We start from the raw sequence: 17,679 nt of genomic DNA, 5'->3' as shown, positions 1-17,679 counted from the left end.
TTGATTTACCATGTTTGCCTTTCGTATTTTGGCAAAAATTCACAGAAAAAGGGGTTTGGTGACAAAAAGGAAACCAAACAGGGTTTGGAAACCAAACCCCTACTTCTGTTGCGCCTGATAGGTCAGAAATTGTTGCAAAACTCCTACCGTTTCAAAATGGTAAGCGGGTAATAAGGGGCTGATGTTAATATCGGTGCGGTAAATGCTGAAAATTACCCAGTTTTGTCGTTCAGTCTGCTGGTCAATAATTTGCTGGATTTGGGGGCGTCCCGTATCCACAAGGGATCGGCATTGACGTTTGAGGAATTCTGGATCAGGATTGAGAAACTCTAATTGCTTGGGGGTTTGAGTGCAGACTTCATCTTTGAGGTAGGTGCTGAGTTTTTCAACGGCGTACTCCTCATAAGACTCCTTACCCGGATTCGTCCACGCCAGTCCCACTCCTAGCACAACTAGCGCTGTTCCACCCAATGCTGTAATAATTTTTAACGATTTCATGCCACTCCGTTAAGCCTCCATGGGTTATGACTTTCGCCTCTAACGTATGAGTTCCGGTAAATTGCCAAGAAATACTGTTGCAACTCACCGACTTGATGCTATACTAAAAAACTGTATGGCGAGCGTAGCCAAGGGGTTAAGGCAGTGGATTGTGGTTCCACCATTCGTGGGTTCGAGTCCCATCGTTCGCCCTAGTTTTAGGGATTGCTTACAAAAACTTCCCTAAAGTTTCCCTATTTTGGGAGAAAAATAGTTGTGAGAACAGGCGGGATCTGCTGTATTAGCTATTTATAGTAGATTGTCCGCGATCGCGTCATTGATTATTGTGCTACTGTTTTTCAAAAGTTCTAGCATCGATATCTTTGTTTCCTGGCGTCAACCCAACCTACTGGCGTGGCACACCTTATTTGATGAATTAGAATGGGAGACCCGAAACCGTAGGGGCGCAAAGACTTGCGCCCAATTCAATGGTCAAATCTAATCCACAATTTTAGCTTACTGATACGCTAGAAATTATGCTCGATCGATCGCCCGATTCAGATTCCACGCCGCACTAATTAAAGATACATGGGTAAACGCCTGGGGAAAATTACCCAAGGCTTCACCACTTGAACCCGTTTCCTCGGCATATAATCCTAAATGGTTGGCATAACTAAGCATTTGCTCAAAAATCAGTCGAGCGCGATCAAGTCGCTTCGTGTCTACTTTTCCCGCCCTTGTCAACGCCTCAACAAGCCAGAATGTACAGAGATTAAACGTTCCTTCTGTCCCTGAAATACCATCCGGCGCTTCTTCGGGATTATACCGATACACTAAACTATCGGAAACCAGTCCCCCTAGTTCTGGCGGGGAATTAATCGCATCCAGGGTTTTCAACATGCGAGGATCAGTGGGAGACATGAAGAAAATTAAGGGCATAATCAGATTACTGGCATCTAGGGACGTGCTACCGTAATATTGAACAAAAGCTTGACGCTCCTCACTCCATCCCTTTGTCATAATTTCTTCATAGATGCGATCGCGTTCCTTAAGCCATCGCTGGTGATCTGCTGGCAATGAACGCTTTTGAGCCAAACGCAAACCACGATCAAGTGCAACCCAACACATGAGATTAGAATAAATAAAGTCTTTACGTCCCCCGCGTGTTTCCCAGATTCCTTCATCTTGGCGTTGCCAATTATCGCAAACCCAATTCAGTAACCGCCGTAGGGATAGCCACAAGTCATAGGAAATCGGGGTGCCATATTTGTTGAACAAATACACCGAATCCATCAATTCGCCATAAATATCAAGCTGTAACTGCTTATAAGCCCCATTGCCAATCCGAACCGGGTAAGATCCCTTATACCCCTCAAGATGATCCAGAATCTCTTCATCAAGATTATGATAGCCATCAATACCATACATAATCTGCAACGGATCATCGGAATCCAACTCCTGACAGCGATTTTCCAAGAACAGCATGAACTGGGCAGCTTCCTCGGTAAACCCGATACGGAGTAAGGCATACAGAGTAAAGGATGCATCTCGAATCCAGGTATAGCGATAATCCCAATTTCGGGAACCCCCAATCATTTCTGGCAAGCTGCAAGTCGGCGCGGCTATAATTGCTCCCGTGGGTTCGTAGGTGAGTAACTTTAACGCCAGGGCTGAACGTTCCACCGTCTCGCGCCATCGACCTTCATAAGTACATTTGCCAATCCAGCGTCGCCAATACGCCACCGTATCGTCAAAGAGTTGAATCGCTTCTTGATGGCGCAGGGGCAAACTACAACCCCCATCCTGGTCAGTTTCTTGCAGCACAAAAACGGCGGTTTGTCCAGACTCTAACGTAAATTCGGTGAAGACACCGCATTCATTTTGTTTTAAAGGAACATCCGTCACCAATCCCAAACTCAGAGACGGCGACTTAAAACACGCCCCCGTGGATGAGAGAATCGTCTCGTGGCGATCGCGGGCATAATTAAACGCAGGATAGCACTCTAAGCGAAACTTCATCTTGCAGCGAACGACTCTCACTTGCCGCACTAACCAGTGATACCCTTGCTGATTAACGGGCATACCCACAGGCATAAAATCAATAATCTCACCTACCCCACAAGACGCCAGGAAGCGAGTCACCAACACATTCGTTTCGGGCCAATATAACTGTTTATGAGTGACGCCATCCACACAGGGAGCAATCTTAAAATGACCCCCTTTCTCAGCATCCAGTAACGCGGCAAAAACACTCGGAGAATCGTGTCTGGGAAAGCAAAACCAGTCAATTGAACCTCCTAAGCCAACTAAGGCTGTGGTGTGCATATTGCCGATAATGCCGTAATTCTCGATAGATTGATATGCCATTGAATTATGAATGTTTAATGTTCAATTTTGAAATTTAAACCACCGTCCCTTAATCAAGGAAAAATGACGTAGCTTGCTTCTCGCGATAGCGAGTATGACAAATGACAAATGACAAATGACAAATGACTATTCCCCAATTTCCGCCAATTCCAACCAACGTTCTGTGGCTGTATCAATAGTATGAGTCAAGGTTTCTAATTTCTGATAAAGTTCCTGCACCTGATCCACTTTACCAGGAGATGAATTATACAGCGCTTTCTCCACCTCTGCCTTCTCCGCTTCCAGTTGGGGAATTTTATCCTCTAATTCTTCAAACTCACGCCGTTCCCAATTAGAAAGCCGACGCGGTTTTCCATTACCTGATGATTGCGTCTTCGCTGTTTCCCCATTTACAGATGTTTCTGATTTCTGTTGCATCTTAGCACTGGCTTCAGCCGCTGCTGCTGCTTCCGCTTCCTTGTAATCCAGATACACAGAATAGTTACCCGGATACTGACGCAGAATCCCTTCTGATTCTAAGGCAAAAATCTTGTTGACGGTGCGATCTAAAAAATAGCGATCGTGAGATACCACAATCACACAGCCATTGAAATTTTCCAGGTAATCTTCCAAGACTGAAAGCGTTTGCACATCTAAATCATTGGTCGGTTCGTCCAAAATTAGCACATTGGGAGCGCTCATTAAGACACGCAACAAAAATAGGCGGCGCTTTTCTCCCCCAGACAATTTATGAATGGGAATATATTGTTGATCCGGTGGAAACAGAAAACGCTCCAACATTTGCGAAGCCGTAATCAGCGTTCCATCCCCCGCTTTCACATATTCTGCTACTTCTTTGAGGTAATCAATCACCCGCTGATTTTCATTACTTGCCGCTAATAAATCATCAGAATGCTGGTCAAAATAGCCGAAGTGAATCGTTGCGCCAATATCCACCTCACCCGAATCTGGCTCCATCCGCCCAGTGATAATATCCATTAACGTGGATTTACCACTACCATTTTCGCCAATAATGCCAACCCGATCATCGGCACTAAATTCGTAGGTAAAGTCTTGGATTAACGTGCGATCGCCGTACCCCTTGGAGACATTCTCTAACTCAATCACTTTCTTGCCAATCCGGCGACTGGCTGTGGAAATATCGACCTTACCTTGAGCCTGTTTAAACTCTTGATTCTGCATCTGATGGATGCGATCAATTCGCGCTTTCTGCTTCGTACTCCGCGCTTTCGGACCTCGTTTCAGCCATTCCAACTCTCGCCGCAATACATTCTGATGTTTCCGTTCTTGACTGATGGCAGTTTCTTCGGCGAGGGCTTTTTTCTCTAAGTAGTAGGCATAGTTGCCATTGTAGGTATAAATATCACCTCGGTCAATTTCAATAATCCGATTCGTGACTTGATCCAAAAAATAGCGATCGTGGGTAATTAATAGAATGGCTCCCGGATAAGATTTTAAATATCCTTGTAACCATTCCACCGACATGGCATCTAAATGGTTGGTGGGTTCATCCATCAGTAAAACATCGGGTTCTGATAGTAACGCTGTCGCCAAGGCGATGCGCTTGCGATAACCTCCGGATAAATTACCAATTGGTGTATCAAAGTCTTGAATTCCTAACTTCGTGAGGATAACTTTGGCACTGGTTTCTAAGTCCCAAGCACCTAGAATTTCGATGCGCTGTGTCACCTGAGATAAACGTGCCATAACTTGTTTATCGTCTGAATTTCGTGCCAATTTGTGGGATAATTCCTCATAATCCCGGATGAGTCTCATCTGTTCACCACTATCGGCAAAAATCTGTTCTAATACGGTACGATTTTCATCTAAGTCAGGTTGTTGGGGTAAGTAAGCAATTCTCGCGCCGGGATTGACCAAAAATTGACCACCATCAATGGGTTCGAGTCCAGCAATCATTTTTAATAGAGTGGATTTGCCCGATCCATTCGTACCGATTAAGCCGACTTTATCGTTAGCATCGAGGCTAAAGCTGGCATCTTTGAGGATTTCTTTAATGCCAAAATCTTTTTTAACGGATTGCAGCGTGAAGATACTCATTCAGTTTCTAATTTGATCCTATTTCTAAATTTGCCCTATTTATTGATTGATGGGAAAAACAGTGTGCGTCTCTGCACGTAAAACTGTTTCATGTCATGTGCAGTTGTATCGTTTGTCTATCATACCTGTAGTTATTGGGACAAAAACCTTACTCTTCTATTCTTTTACCCTTTTACCCCTTTCCCACTCTATACAACCAATGTTACCGGATTTGATATTATCCCTCATCCTTATTTTCACGCTAACACGTTCACATTAAATTCGCGATCGCAACACAGACAGATCCCCGATTTCTTGAAGAAGTCGGGAATTTTGCTTAAGGCTGTAGTAAATTGACACGGATAGCTACGTCTCCTCCCCGATTCTGCTGCACTCGGTTTGTGTCACCTGATAGCGATAGCTAAATAGTTGTTCGAGTTGGGCGTCTACCCACCAACCCAACAGCCTCTCGACTAGCCATCCTCCCGGTAATCCATATTCAATCCTATCGGTTAAGCGGGTTTTGCCTGCTTCTGGACTAAATTGGTGGCGATGAACCCAATACGCCATCGGTCCTTCCTTCTGTTTATCAGTAAAGATGGAATAGGGTTCGCATTCGGTGTGAATCGCTACCCAGCGCAGCGGAATTGGACCAACAAATAGACGGAATTCCGAAATCGCACCCACACCTAACCCACCTTCGCGACGTACAACCTGAACAGGTTGCCAAGGCGGAGTAAGTCGTTCTAGGATATCTAGACGCTCGTGAAAGTTCCAGACAACCTCCACGGGTGCGTCAATGAGCGTGGACTTGCGATAGTGCAACATAAAACTATTATCACTGATTTTTCAGGTTGATTCCCAGCGCGTTGAACTTGGCACGATCTAGGGTATCGTGATGTCATACTCATAAGTTTTGTCTAAGTTCAGTATCAAGTTACACAATACGTCAACGCGATCGCTAACATCTCGTTTCCATACTGAAAACAGCACAGTCAACAGCGTTGAAAACAGGGAATTGGGGGATTTATGACACGGAATTTGACCAAGCTGCAACTGACGAACATCGGCTGGACAGATGGTTTTGCTATTTGGCGAGTCCGGAACCTGAATGATATCGATATTTGCTATAACTGGGATGTTTATGAAACCGGTCAGGCGGGTCAGGGGATTGCTTTAGCCAAATACGATGTATTTTTCTACACGTCTTTAGTCAGAGGACCAAATACAGCGAGAGTATTAGTCAATGGTATCCAGCAAATGGTTAAATCTGCCCATTTAAACTATGCATTTTATCACAGCATTGAACCCCTGCCTGAACCCATTCCTCCCAGTTTAGAACTCCAGAGTCTTGATCAGAAACAGCTTTGTGTAATGATTTAAGTGGTAACAACTAAAGTTAACGGTGGGGAGCGTCATTCGTCATTTGTCATTTGTCATTTGTCATTCGTAAGAGTTTGAGGCTTGTTTACAAAACAAGCGTGAGCGTTCCGTTTTCTTTTGTCCGACTACTTATCAAATCGCCAATCACTCATTATAGCCATGCAACAGTTAGAGAAGACGCTAACACTGGAAGAATTTCTGGCAATGCCAGAGTCAGATGTAACTCACGAATTAGTCGAGGGCGAAGCAGTACCAAAAATGTCACCAAAACGATTTCATTCAGCTTTGCAGAAGACATTGTTATTTATCATCGATAAGTGGTGTCAGGGAAAAGGTGAAGTTTACCCAGAATGGGCGATCGCGTTAAAACGTCGGGGTAAAGACTGGGTTCCTGTGCCAGATTTAACCTATATTTCTTATCAGCGACTACCGACAGACGTGATGGAAGATGAACCTTGTCCAGTTCCCCCAGAATTAGCCATTGAAATTATTTCCCAGGGACAAAGATTTGGCACGTTGATGGAGAAAGCCGCCGATTATCTGAAAGCAGGAGTCTTACGAGTTTGGGTTGTCGATCCCCACGCCAGAAGTATCACCGTTTTCTATCCCGATGCGCCACCGCGAACCTATACGAAAGATATGGTGATCACCGATTCGTTGTTTGAGGGATTAGAATTGACGCCGCAGCAGATATTTGGCGAAGCGAGATTACCTGAGAAGGATTAATCTGCTTTTGAACTTTATAGCTTGGGTATTTTTTCCTTCTGCCCTCTTCTGCCTTCTGCCTTGTTCCAGGTAGTTGATCTATGTTAGGGCTTGCTGCACAAAGCCAAAACCGCAAAACCCATCAATACTTTGAGCTTTATTGACAGAGGGTTTGATTCAAGGAAATCGGCTAGCATCCTTCAAATATATGGCATCACCTTGCTCAAGAAAAATGTACCCTTGCTCCCCCAGCTCCCCCAGCTTCCCCAGCTTCCCCCGCTCCCCCTCACCACAAGACTTATTCAGCAGACTCTACTTACTCACCAGGCGGTTGGGTAAACCTCACCCCCCGACTCCAGCAGTCACGCTAGGATCTTTACAGAAGTTAACAATCCTAGCGTAACCATGATTAATCTGATCGAATCCACCAAAGACTACTGGAGAAAGCTAGACGAGTTAGAAGCCGCCTACAAGCAAGGCGATGTCTCCATTGAGGAAGTTGATGTTAGAGTGGCTCAACTCATGGATGAACTCGGTCATGAACGTAGAGTAACTTTACGTTCCATAAGGCAAAGTATACTTCGGCTTTGGCAAGAACAACGCGAAACTCTCATTGGCTTCGCGTTTCTAGCAATTTTGACTTATACTTGGTTCATCTTCAATTAGGCTAAGTCGGTGGAGAAACTTAAAGTGGAATGGCACTGACTTAAGGCTGGTGGGCAATGCCCACCCTACTAGCTTGGCAAGGTTAAAACGGTGGTCAAGTATTTTCTCAAACCCTTATGAGAGTAGTGATCCAGAAAAATTTTACCCACAACTTTAAGCTTGCCAGCCTACTACGGCATGTCCGTTGATTTCCACCACTATACTTATACCCAGTTGCCGGAAAAATAGGTGAATATCTCATGGAAAAAGCGACATTTGGAGCAGGCTGTTTTTGGGGAGTAGAGGCTGCATTTCGTCGATTAAATGGCGTTACTTCTACATCTGTCGGCTATATGGGAGGACATTTTGAGAACCCTTCCTATTTGGATGTTTGTGCCAGAATTACTGGACATGCAGAAGTGGTGCAAGTCGAGTATGACCCGTCTCAGATTGCTTACAATGACTTGCTGAATGTTTTTTGGTCAATTCATGACCCTACCCAGTATAATCGCCAGGGACCTGATCGCGGCGAACAATACCGCTCGGTTATATTTTTCCACAATCCTGACCAGGAGAAAATAGCCAGAGACTCAAAGCGCAAGCTTCAGATGTCTGGTAAGTATGACCAGGATATTATGACCGAAATTAAACCCGCTTCTGATTATTATTTCGCCGAAGAGTATCATCAGCAGTATTACGAGAAGAAAGGACGACCTTAATTGTCATTGGTCATTGGTCATTGGTCATTGGTCATTGGTCATTGGTCATTGGTCATTGGTCATTGGTCATTGGTCATTGGTCATTGGTCATTGGTCAGGTAATAATTGGGTTCGTAGTAGGGAACCTTAGCCCTAGAGCCTGTTGGGTTGAGCGAAGTCGAAACCCAACCTACAACCCTATTCCACCACTTTAGTTGGGGCTGGCTGCACAAAGCCAAAACCCTTATCCATCAATACTTTGAGTTTTATTGACAGAGGGTTTGATTCAAGGAAATCGGGTAGTATTCTTTAAATGTATGGTATCACCTTGCTCAGGAAAAATGTACCCTAGCTCCCCTAGCTCCCCCAGCTCCCCCAGCTTCCCCCGCTCCCCCTCACCACAACACTTATTCAGCAGCCCCTAGTTGTGCCATACCACTACGGTTGCTAGAGTTAACTGGGTTGGTTTTCTAGCTGGATGACGACTTTAACATGATACTCCTCTTCAAACGCGACTTTTTTATCCTCTAAACTCCAAACTTCTAAGGCACAAGTATCATCGGGATCTACAGGTGTCAGACGCAAACACAACTCTTTGTCCTCTGGTATATAGTGGCAGCGGATTTGGGAAATTGCTCCAATTTGTCGGCGATCTAGGGCAACCGCTAAACGTAATAAAGGACTGATTTCTTTGACTAGATGCCGATAGTATTTGTTAGGTAAATTAGTGTAATTCTCGTGCTTTTTCTTGGGGGAACTCTTGCGATGGTAGCGAGCCAGGTTAGCAATCACTTCAATTTCAATATCGGTGAAACCCAGTAATTCCCCGTTGCGAATCAGGTAATAGGAATGCTTGTGATGTGAAGAATGACTCACATACAAACCACAATTATGCAAAATTGCCGCCGCCCACAACAATTCTCGTTCTTCATTTCCCCAATTGTGTAGCTGTCCTTTAGTTTGGTTAAATAAGCTAACGGCAAAGTTAGCCACCCGTTCACTAGAGGCTAAATTAACGTGATATTTTTGCGCGACTTTAATGATATTGCGTTTGCGAACTTCGCCTTGATACCGCAGTCTGTCTTCAATTAAGCCTTGGGAAAGCATCCAGTCTACGATGACTCCCTCTCGCAAGGCGCGTTCTCCGACGGTGAGAGACTGAATGTCTAACATCGTCATGGCTTCTAGTAAAATAATTGCACCCGCAACGATAATTTCGGCTCGTTTATCCGCCAGTCCAGAGAGTTTTTCCCGTTCAGCACAGGTGAGTGAAGTGAGTTGTTTTACGATATCCTTGAGGTCATTGCGGTTGAATTCGTAACCATTCAGGGGACTGGGTATCACCCCTAAGTTTTCTTTGGCGTGAAGGGCAGCTAGGGTTTCAATTGTCCCCGATGTGCCGACTAAACGGGGTTTTTCTCCGGGTTCGATATTGGCTAAGATATCTTCAACGGCGCGTTCGATTCGTCCCCGAATATAGGCTTGTAAATATTGAAACTCGCGATCGCTAATCGGATCAGTGGTAATGAATTCGCGGGTCAAGCGTACTGCACCGACTTTGGTGCTGGTAAGGGAACGGGGGGCGTGACTGTCGCCTAAGATTAATTCCGTTGAACCGCCACCAATATCGATGATGATATGAGGTTGGTTGTTAAACTCCATTCCCGACAAAACGCCCAGATAAATCCGCCGCGCTTCTTCTTGACCGGAAATTAGGTTGACAAATAACCCCAACTGTGAATCAACTTGCTGTAAAAAGGCGCGTCCATTGGGGGCTTCCCGTACCGCACTCGTCGCCACAGCAACCAGCTGATCGGCTTGGAAGCTTTTCGCTAACTCCTGACAACGTTGCAACGCCGCGATCGCACGTTTGATGGCTTGGGGGGTTAAATTTCCGGTGTGGGGATCACGTTCCCCCAGTCGCACCGTATCTTTTTCTTTAGCGATAATCGTAAACGAAGGAAGCGTGGGGTCAATTCGGACGATGACCATGTGAATCGAATTCGTGCCAATATCAATGGCAGCCAGAATGCGATCATTGTCTGTGGTTGGAGTCGAAACTCCTGCTGAATTCCCTTGAGCAGCTAAATCGATCATTCTTGTATTCGGGATTACAACTCTAGCCGTGATGCTACTGATAAAGATAACTTTAAATCTGCTCAAATCGACAGTAGCAAAGTGTTGCGTTATCTTAACGATATAGATTTACACCTAATTTGGTGAAGACCCGATAAAAGACCTGAGCATCGATGCTGACCGACCAACACCCTCCCTCAATACCAACTTGGCTCGCGATCGCGCGGCTTTTGCGCTGGGATAAACCAGCCGGACGCTTAATTTTGATGGTTCCCGCGCTGTGGGCAGTTTTCTTAGCCGCCCAGGGTACACCTCCGATTCCCCTAGTCGGTGTGATTATTCTGGGAACCCTAGCCACCAGTGCGGCGGGTTGTGTAATCAACGATTTGTGGGATCGAGATATTGATCCCAAAGTCGAACGCACCAAAGAACGTCCCTTAGCCTCTCGCGCCCTGTCTGTACAGGTTGGCGTGGTTGTGGCATTAGTGGCGATGAGTTGTGCCGGTATCCTCGCCCTGTATCTCAATCCCTTCACCTTTTGGCTGTGCGTCGCCGCCGTTCCCGTGATTGTATTTTATCCATCCGCCAAGCGCGTTTTTCCGATTCCTCAGTTGGTATTATCCATCGCCTGGGGGTTTGCTGTTTTAATCAGTTGGAGTGCGGTTACTGGGAACTTACAACCCGCCACTTGGTTTTTGTGGGCAGCAACGGTAACCTGGACGTTAGGCTTTGACACGGTTTATGCGATGTCAGATCGGGACGATGACAAGAAGCTTGGAGTTAAGTCTAGCGCCTTGTTTTTTGGAGACTACGCCCCGGAAGCTGTTGGTCTATTCTTTGCCACCACGGTGGGGTTTTTGGCGAGATTGGGATTTGTCATGCAGCTACACTGGGGTTTTTGGATTGCTTTAGGTGTAGCCACAATAGGGTGGATTTGGCACTATACGCGACTGCGCCAACCTGATATTCCCAAACCCGTTTATGGGGAAATTTTTCGCCAAAATGTCTGGATTGGTTTTGTTCTATTGGCAGGGATGATTGGAGGTTTAGTTTTATAGGGTAGGGATAATTATACCAAAAGGTAGAAGACAGCAGGTGATTGATTACTGATAAGCTGATGTGCATTGAAATTGTATATCATCTGTTCCCGGTTCCCCGTTCCCTGTTGCCTTTTAAGGATTCAACCGGACATGATATCATTCACATCAACAGCGCTCATTTAAAACATCATGAAAAAAATCCACACCCTATCGGCGGTAATGAGTACCTTAATCCTGGTACTTATGAGCGCACCTAGAGGAAATTCGCAAACGCCTGATGTGACGCCCCAAGAACCGACGAATACCTATCCTCCTGAGATGGTTCAAATTTATATCGAAAACTGTGTTGGCGATCGCCCAGAGGAAATCAGGGTATTTTGTACCTGTACGATTGAGAAGATTCAAGAGACTTACACCCTAGATGAATTCATGCAAATTGGTCAAGACTTGCAAGCGGGTCAGCCCGAACCGGAGGAGTTTAGGCAAATCATCACTTCTTGTGTCCCTAATCAAGTTAATTAGGGTCTACTGAATAATTATAGGGGTGAGGGGAGGGAACAGGTGTCACAGGGAACAGTTTTCATAACTTCAACCAAATTACTCTACGGTATCAGTGGCGGTGTGGCACAGCTAAAATAGTGCAAATTAAACGTATACTCAGGGGAATCAATTCAAAATTAGAATTCTTCGATTTTGAATTCAAATCATGCTACATCGCTTATCAAAAGAGGGACTTATCTGCATTACCCAACCAAACCACGCCTGGGTTTCTGGCGAATTAGCCCGGGCTTGGGGAAATGAACAGTTCGGTCAGTTTGTCCCACCCAAAGAACTCTGTCTCGCCGCCGAACAACATGATATTGGCTGGCTATTGTGGGAACAAGCGCCCACTCTCAACCCCGAAACTGGCTATCCCTATCGGTTCACCGAACTCCCAACCCAAGTCCATATTGATATTTGGACGGGTGCGAAACAGCTAGCAATGCCTTGGGGGAGGTATGTGACATTATTCGTTTCACTGCACGGTACTGGGCTATATGAGCGATATCGAAGTTGGCAGAAAAACCCGGGGTCTAGCCGAATTGTACAGGATTTTCTCAACAGTGAGTATGCCTTTCAAGAACAACTTATTGCTACGTTGAAAAACGACCCCCATTATGTCCCTTATGTGACACCAGACGTGATCAAGCGCAACCAAAAACTGGTAGCGACTTGGGATGCTCTTTCACTAATTTTGTGTCAGAATGTGTCAGGTGAACAGCAGGTTGAGCAGGTGCCTACGGCTGATGGTGAAACTGTTCTAAGGTTGACTCATGTTAATGATGATCCTCACCAGATAATTGTATCTCCTTGGTCTTTTCAGGAGAGTGAGGTAACGCTGGTTTATGAAGGACGGCTATTACGAGAAACGTTTACAGATGAGATGGCGATGCGAGAGGCGCTGAGGCGCGATCGCGGGCTAACTCTAACCACTATCCTGAAACCTGAGTAGAATAGAATTTATGAACAGACTAGATATAATCCCAGAATATTTTTAGTTTAATAGAGGCGATTTTTTAGCACAATACATACAGCATATTTCAGGTTGATGAGGTACAGTCTCTAAGCAAGATCCCCGACTTCTCCAAGAAGTCGGGGATCTGTCTGTGTACCTCACTTACTACCAAAAGCGCTGTAATATCATGTCCGTCCAAACAGTCATTATTCCCTTGTACCTTGCAGCCTTCCTCCTTCCCTTCTGCCCTCTGCCTTCTGCCTTCTGCCTTCTCTCAACCGATAGTGTAAGTATTCCACCGGACATGATATAATTGATCGCTTTGGCGATTAAAATGATATCACCCCGATAAACTGCCAGAATGAGGAAGCTAAAGCGGAGAGCGTTCAAGCTTTAAGACTCGTTTAGAGCGATCGAAATAACCTTGATCTTCGTAACACGATGTATAGGTTTACTAGGTTTCTCAGTTGTTATCAGTTCCTCAGCATTCACCGATAAAGCTGCCGCAACATGAAGCGCATCTATGGCAGACAGACCTAACTGACAAGCCTCCTGAAAGGCATTTGCAATCAGCGATTCTTCCAGTTTAGCCCAGTGAGTAACACCATCAAAAAATGCTTGATAAAAGGCGGCTTCAAGTGTTTTTTGGTTATAAATTGCTTTGGGTAGAACTTCTAGTTTGACAAAAAGGCTGGAGGCAAATTCTCGATTGGGGTCATCCAGAATTGCCATTGCTCTGACAGCAACATCATTTTGTCCACGAGCTGCTGCAATTAAAACACCTGTATCAATGAAGGTACGCTTCATGCTATGTCCTGTCAGTTTTCACCTCGACGTTCAGCCACTTCTTGATTGACTTCATCCCAATCTAATAGGGGTTCACCGGTGGCAACAATCTGCTGACGAATTTGCCAAAGTTTTCTTCCTAAGGGTGTTTGCCCTACTTCTACTCGGTTAGCTGAAAGCAAACGCTCGTATTCAGCAATGGAAAGCATGACAACCTGAGGCTTCCCCTCAGATTCGATAATCAAAGGCTGCTGCTGTTCAACAACCTGCTCGATCAATTCACCAATGTGGTTACCAACTTCTGTTGCGTCAATTGCTTGTGACATTGCTGATCTCCATAATTGCTCTGTTTTCAAGGTTAACCTGTTGAAATGGCAGCGCGATCGCACGCTCTACCCGATCATCCTTGACTCAACACAGACACAATGTACTGATTGAGGCTCACATTTTCCCTGTCCGCTTTCTCAGCTAAACGACGATGCAACGATTTCGGCATCCGCAGGAGTAGCTTTCCACTGTAGGTATCATCCGTACTGGGTAAAGGAATCTCATCTTCAGCTTCATAACTTGTCTCAATCCACAACTCTCGCGCCTCATTTATATTTGCGATCGTCTCATCCAGCGTTTCACCTTGAGTCAGACATCCAGGCAAATCTTTAATCTGAGCCACATATCCCCCCTCTGGATCGGGGTAAAGTGTTACTGGATACTGAAGATTCAAATAATAGTTCAATGGCTGCTTCTCACTCAGCTTGTTTTTCTGGTTCAGTGTCTTCATCGTTCCATTCCTCCAAGTTCAATAACTCAACGATTTGCTGGACATAAACCCCTTTAACTTTCTGTCCGCCTTTTTTGGGTACAGTAATTTTTCTACCTTGTGAATCTCGAAAACTATGGTGGCTACCCTTAGACCTTTTTTCTTCAAAGCCGAAAGCTTCCAGAAGGTAGCGCACGTCCTCAAACCGCACTTCTGGCGGTTTATTCAGGAATTGCTCTACTAATTTCTCTAATTTGCCCATCCAGCAATAGTATCACAGGTAGTATCATAGCAAGCATCTAAACGCACTGTTGTGCTTAAAGTACACTCTTTCACAGCCGAAGCAGTAGGAGATGCGATCGCCTTGGCGACGGTGGCATGAGCGCATATATTTCTGTTGAGTGTGGTTTTGAGAGGGGATTGCGATCGCGCGATTGTATTTTGCCAGGACTATAGATTTGCCCCCCTGAAGAACGGCCCGATCTAGAATAGAAAGAGTTTCTGAGATTCCCTGTGAAGCTAAAGCACTTACTGTTACCCCTAGGAATTCTAGCCGTCGTTGCGATCGCCTTCTTTGCCTACGATGCGGCTACGGCTCCCTTGCCAGAAGGATTCCCGCCGCCAACACCAGATGGAAAAATTGAAGTTAAACACTATCCAGCCTACCGCTCTGCCACAGTTCGCTATTCAGGAGAACTCTCAATGGCTGCTAATAGAGCCTTTGACCCTCTCTATCGCCATATTAGTTCTAACAATATCTCGATGACGGCTCCAGTAGAAACCCGTTATCCAGTTAGTACCCTGGAAGCCAATCCAATGGGTACACCCGATGAACAAGGGGAAGCGCTGGTTTCATTCCTCTACCGCAACACGGATATCTACCCCGATGAAATTAGCCAAAACATTGAAGTCGAAGATATCCCACCCATGACAGTCGTCAGTCTTGGGTTAAAAGGGAGTTACGATTACTCCAGCTATCAACAAAATATCCAACGGTTACGAGAGTGGTTAGCACAGCACCCAGAATGGACTGTTGTCGGTTCCCCTCGGCGTTTCTTCTACGATGCTCCTTATGTCCCCGAACCTGCCAAGCGCAGTGAAATCCAAATTCCGATTTGCCGCGTAGAAAGAGAGAGTTGATCAAGTCGAACGTAACTGATGCTAAAGGCGATCGCGTAGCGTACTATAGGCTAGTCATTCGGCTTATGATCCATTAAGTCATGCCTCAGCGAGATGGGATTCATAATATCATCAGGCAAGCTCTGATCAAGGAGGGTTGGGAAATCACGGACGATCCTTATGTCATATCGTATGGTGAGCGATTTCTCTTTATCGACTTGGCAGCAAGATTAGATGCGCTCAACGGTATTGCAGGACGCTTTATCGGTGCTAGACGCGGCAGTAGTAGAATTGCCGTTGAAATCAAGGAGTTTCGAGGCAACTCGGCAATTGCTGATTTGGAGCAAGCAATTGGTCAATATGTTCTTTATCGACTACTCCTGAAACAGGTTGATCCGGAGCGTGAGTTGTATCTCGCTGTTGCAGACACAACCTTTGAGGAGATTTTCAGCGAACCGATTGGTGAGTTGGTGATGCGGGAGTTACCGATGAAATTGCTTATTGTAGATGTAGAGGCGGTAGAGGTGAAGCGATGGATACCACCACGAGAGAGCAGGACATTATAAAACAGGTGATTCAACGATACGCTCAGTTTAAACCTTCTCACGGCGATATTCGACTCGACACGGTATTTGACGACACGCAAAATCGCTATGTATTGATGCAGGTAGGTTGGGATAGAGGACGACGGGTAAGGGGAAATTTGATTTATGTGACTTTGAGTGAAGGCAAGGTTTGGGTGGAATATGACGGGATGGAACAGGGAATCAGCAAAGACTTAATCGCCGCAGGTATTCCTCCAGAGCGAATTGTTCTAGCATTTCTCCCTGAAGGGCAAACTGCTGCAACGGCTTGAATTTAAACTAGGAAGATAGTTCCTCTGGGAGTGTACTACTGAGGCACAGCTTCCGATTTCTATACCAAATCTGGCTTAAGCTTAGTATTTTGAGTTACTAGAACTGTTGAGCGAAAGGAGCATTAGCTGTTCTAATTTTTGAGCAGGTAAAATGGTGTAGTGCAATTTGTTAATACCCTGAACTAGGATGAAAGACTTTTTCATTAGCTATAGCGGCCACGATAAGCAATGGGCAGAGTGGATTGCCTGGACACTTGAAGAAGCCGGGTATACTGTTGTCCTTCAAGAATGGGATTTTCGTCCTGGTGGCATCTTTCCATTATATATGGACCGGGCAATGCCTGGGACAAAAAAAACGATCGCAGTGTTGTCAGAGAATTATCTTCAATCTAAGTATACCCAGTCAGAGTGGGCGGATGCGTTTGCTCGAGATCCAGAGGGGAAAGCACGAACGCTTATCCCTATACGAGTGGGTAAATGTCAGCCACAGGGATTACTTAGGATAACGGTGTATGTAGACTTGGTGAACTTGTCTCAGCAGGAAGCGGAGACTGCGTTATTAGTAGCTCTTCAGGAACGTGCTAAGCCGACTACAAAACCAACATTTCCGGGTAGTGTAACTACTGATAAAGAACGTTTAATGGTGAATCCAGTTCCTTTTCCTGGTGTCCCAATCACAAGAACCGATAAACATCAAAATCAAGACTTAGGTTTCGAGGATTTCCAAACTACACCTACGTCTAAAGAAATTTTTATACTATACTCTCCTAAAGATAGGAAAATTCTAGATCAATTAGAGATGAGCATTGCTAGCTTAGAGGAAGAAGGAAGCATACGAATTTGGCACGAAGGCAAAATTAAGGCAGGGCAGCGTAGGTCAGTTTGGATTAATGAGCGTTTAAACTCAGCCACTGTAATTATACTACTTTTAAGTCGGCGTTTTATGGCTTTGGATGCCGAGCATCAGCGCTACCTTGAACAAGCAAAACAAAAGCATGAAGCTGAAGGAGTCTATGTTATCCCTATCCTTCTTAGTCGAGTTGCACATTGGAAAAGGAGATGGTTTGGACATCTCCAGCCTTTACCCAGAAATGAGCAACCTGTGAGTGGTGGTAATTGGTCTAACCAAGATGTAGCATTTGCTACTATTGCTGAAGAATTGTGGGAAATAGTTGAGGAGTTAAATGGTTCATAATATTATTTCATAATATTCTTATCAAGACCTAAATTTAGAGAGT

Annotated in this window: 20 protein-coding genes and 1 tRNA gene; 12 read left to right on the top strand and 9 right to left on the bottom strand. The window is 45.2% G+C overall.

Annotated elements, in window-relative coordinates; translation table 11 throughout:
- Positions 1–99: 99 nt before the first annotated feature.
- Positions 100–498, bottom strand: a complete 399-nt coding sequence (locus tag RIC07_RS31470; protein ID WP_446397955.1) for a DUF4359 domain-containing protein — start codon at positions 496–498, stop codon at positions 100–102.
- A gap of 118 nt (positions 499–616) precedes the next feature.
- On the opposite strand from RIC07_RS31470, the gene RIC07_RS31465 reads away from it, so the two are divergent.
- A tRNA-His gene (locus RIC07_RS31465) sits at positions 617–689 on the top strand.
- A gap of 322 nt (positions 690–1,011) precedes the next feature.
- Here the strand turns inward: RIC07_RS31465 and RIC07_RS31460 are convergent.
- The 3 genes from RIC07_RS31460 to RIC07_RS31450 all read right to left on the bottom strand — a co-directional run bounded on the left by RIC07_RS31460 (position 1,012) and on the right by RIC07_RS31450 (position 5,709).
- Entirely contained in the window at positions 1,012–2,844 is a 1,833-nt protein-coding gene (locus tag RIC07_RS31460; RefSeq protein ID WP_446397954.1) for a glycoside hydrolase family 15 protein, read from the bottom strand.
- Positions 2,845–2,970: 126 nt separating this feature from the next.
- On the bottom strand, positions 2,971–4,902 hold the full coding sequence (locus RIC07_RS31455) for an ABC-F family ATP-binding cassette domain-containing protein (RefSeq protein ID WP_446397953.1): 1,932 nt from the start codon (positions 4,900–4,902) through the stop codon (positions 2,971–2,973).
- A gap of 345 nt (positions 4,903–5,247) precedes the next feature.
- Positions 5,248–5,709, bottom strand: coding sequence for an SRPBCC family protein (locus RIC07_RS31450; RefSeq protein ID WP_446397952.1), 462 nt, complete (start codon positions 5,707–5,709; stop codon positions 5,248–5,250).
- A 201-nt stretch (positions 5,710–5,910) separates the two neighbouring features.
- Between RIC07_RS31450 and RIC07_RS31445 the strand changes: the two genes are divergently transcribed.
- The 4 genes from RIC07_RS31445 (at position 5,911) to msrA (ending at position 8,333) form a co-directional block, all read left to right on the top strand.
- Entirely contained in the window at positions 5,911–6,264 is a 354-nt protein-coding gene (locus tag RIC07_RS31445) for a hypothetical protein (protein WP_446379082.1), read from the top strand.
- 159 nt (positions 6,265–6,423) lie between these two features.
- Entirely contained in the window at positions 6,424–6,990 is a 567-nt protein-coding gene (locus tag RIC07_RS31440; RefSeq protein ID WP_446397951.1) for a Uma2 family endonuclease, read from the top strand.
- A gap of 384 nt (positions 6,991–7,374) precedes the next feature.
- On the top strand, positions 7,375–7,635 hold the full coding sequence (locus tag RIC07_RS31435; RefSeq protein WP_446397950.1) for a hypothetical protein: 261 nt from the start codon (positions 7,375–7,377) through the stop codon (positions 7,633–7,635).
- Positions 7,636–7,874: 239 nt separating this feature from the next.
- Positions 7,875–8,333, top strand: a complete 459-nt coding sequence (gene msrA / locus RIC07_RS31430) for a peptide-methionine (S)-S-oxide reductase MsrA (RefSeq protein ID WP_446397949.1) — start codon at positions 7,875–7,877, stop codon at positions 8,331–8,333.
- 432 nt (positions 8,334–8,765) lie between these two features.
- Here msrA and RIC07_RS31425 read toward each other — a convergent pair whose 3' ends face one another.
- Complete coding sequence (locus RIC07_RS31425) at positions 8,766–10,409, bottom strand: Ppx/GppA phosphatase family protein (protein ID WP_446397948.1); 1,644 nt, start codon at positions 10,407–10,409, stop codon at positions 8,766–8,768.
- A 152-nt stretch (positions 10,410–10,561) separates the two neighbouring features.
- Between RIC07_RS31425 and RIC07_RS31420 the strand changes: the two genes are divergently transcribed.
- The 3 genes from RIC07_RS31420 to RIC07_RS31410 all read left to right on the top strand — a co-directional run bounded on the left by RIC07_RS31420 (position 10,562) and on the right by RIC07_RS31410 (position 12,920).
- Positions 10,562–11,446: a 4-hydroxybenzoate solanesyltransferase gene (locus RIC07_RS31420; protein ID WP_446397947.1), complete on the top strand. Its 885-nt coding sequence runs from the start codon at positions 10,562–10,564 to the stop codon at positions 11,444–11,446.
- Between the two features lie 171 nt (positions 11,447–11,617).
- Entirely contained in the window at positions 11,618–11,950 is a 333-nt protein-coding gene (locus RIC07_RS31415; RefSeq protein WP_446397946.1) for a hypothetical protein, read from the top strand.
- A 184-nt stretch (positions 11,951–12,134) separates the two neighbouring features.
- Positions 12,135–12,920, top strand: coding sequence for a DUF3891 family protein (locus RIC07_RS31410; protein ID WP_446397945.1), 786 nt, complete (start codon positions 12,135–12,137; stop codon positions 12,918–12,920).
- 396 nt (positions 12,921–13,316) lie between these two features.
- On the opposite strand, the gene RIC07_RS31405 is transcribed toward RIC07_RS31410, so the two are convergent.
- The 4 genes from RIC07_RS31405 to RIC07_RS31390 all read right to left on the bottom strand — a co-directional run bounded on the left by RIC07_RS31405 (position 13,317) and on the right by RIC07_RS31390 (position 14,728).
- Positions 13,317–13,730, bottom strand: a complete 414-nt coding sequence (locus RIC07_RS31405; protein WP_446397944.1) for a type II toxin-antitoxin system VapC family toxin — start codon at positions 13,728–13,730, stop codon at positions 13,317–13,319.
- 11 nt (positions 13,731–13,741) lie between these two features.
- The gene (locus tag RIC07_RS31400) at positions 13,742–14,035 is read right to left on the bottom strand and encodes a type II toxin-antitoxin system Phd/YefM family antitoxin (protein ID WP_446397943.1); all 294 of its coding nucleotides are present in this window, start codon (positions 14,033–14,035) and stop codon (positions 13,742–13,744) included.
- 74 nt (positions 14,036–14,109) lie between these two features.
- Entirely contained in the window at positions 14,110–14,487 is a 378-nt protein-coding gene (locus RIC07_RS31395) for a type II toxin-antitoxin system HicB family antitoxin (protein WP_446397942.1), read from the bottom strand.
- On the bottom strand, positions 14,453–14,728 hold the full coding sequence (locus tag RIC07_RS31390) for a type II toxin-antitoxin system HicA family toxin (RefSeq protein WP_446397941.1): 276 nt from the start codon (positions 14,726–14,728) through the stop codon (positions 14,453–14,455). The genes RIC07_RS31395 and RIC07_RS31390 overlap by 35 nt, the downstream gene beginning before the upstream one ends.
- A gap of 251 nt (positions 14,729–14,979) precedes the next feature.
- Between RIC07_RS31390 and RIC07_RS31385 the strand changes: the two genes are divergently transcribed.
- From RIC07_RS31385 to RIC07_RS31370, 4 genes are all read left to right on the top strand, one after another.
- Entirely contained in the window at positions 14,980–15,606 is a 627-nt protein-coding gene (locus tag RIC07_RS31385; RefSeq protein ID WP_446397940.1) for a heme-binding protein, read from the top strand.
- 80 nt (positions 15,607–15,686) lie between these two features.
- Positions 15,687–16,151 (top strand): XisH family protein, encoded by a 465-nt coding sequence (locus RIC07_RS31380; protein ID WP_446397939.1) that lies wholly within the window; start codon positions 15,687–15,689, stop codon positions 16,149–16,151.
- Positions 16,118–16,441 carry a XisI protein gene (locus RIC07_RS31375; RefSeq protein ID WP_446397938.1) on the top strand — a complete coding sequence of 108 codons (324 nt, stop codon included), beginning with the start codon at positions 16,118–16,120 and terminating at the stop codon, positions 16,439–16,441. The genes RIC07_RS31380 and RIC07_RS31375 overlap by 34 nt, the downstream gene beginning before the upstream one ends.
- A 187-nt stretch (positions 16,442–16,628) precedes the next feature.
- Positions 16,629–17,636 (top strand): toll/interleukin-1 receptor domain-containing protein, encoded by a 1,008-nt coding sequence (locus tag RIC07_RS31370; RefSeq protein ID WP_446397937.1) that lies wholly within the window; start codon positions 16,629–16,631, stop codon positions 17,634–17,636.
- Positions 17,637–17,679 lie beyond the last annotated feature (43 nt).

The organism is Coleofasciculus sp. E1-EBD-02 (assembly GCF_040218245.1).
In the GTDB taxonomy this organism is placed as follows: Bacteria; Cyanobacteriota; Cyanobacteriia; order Cyanobacteriales; family Coleofasciculaceae; genus Coleofasciculus.
This window is presented reverse-complemented; position numbering and strand designations above follow the sequence as displayed.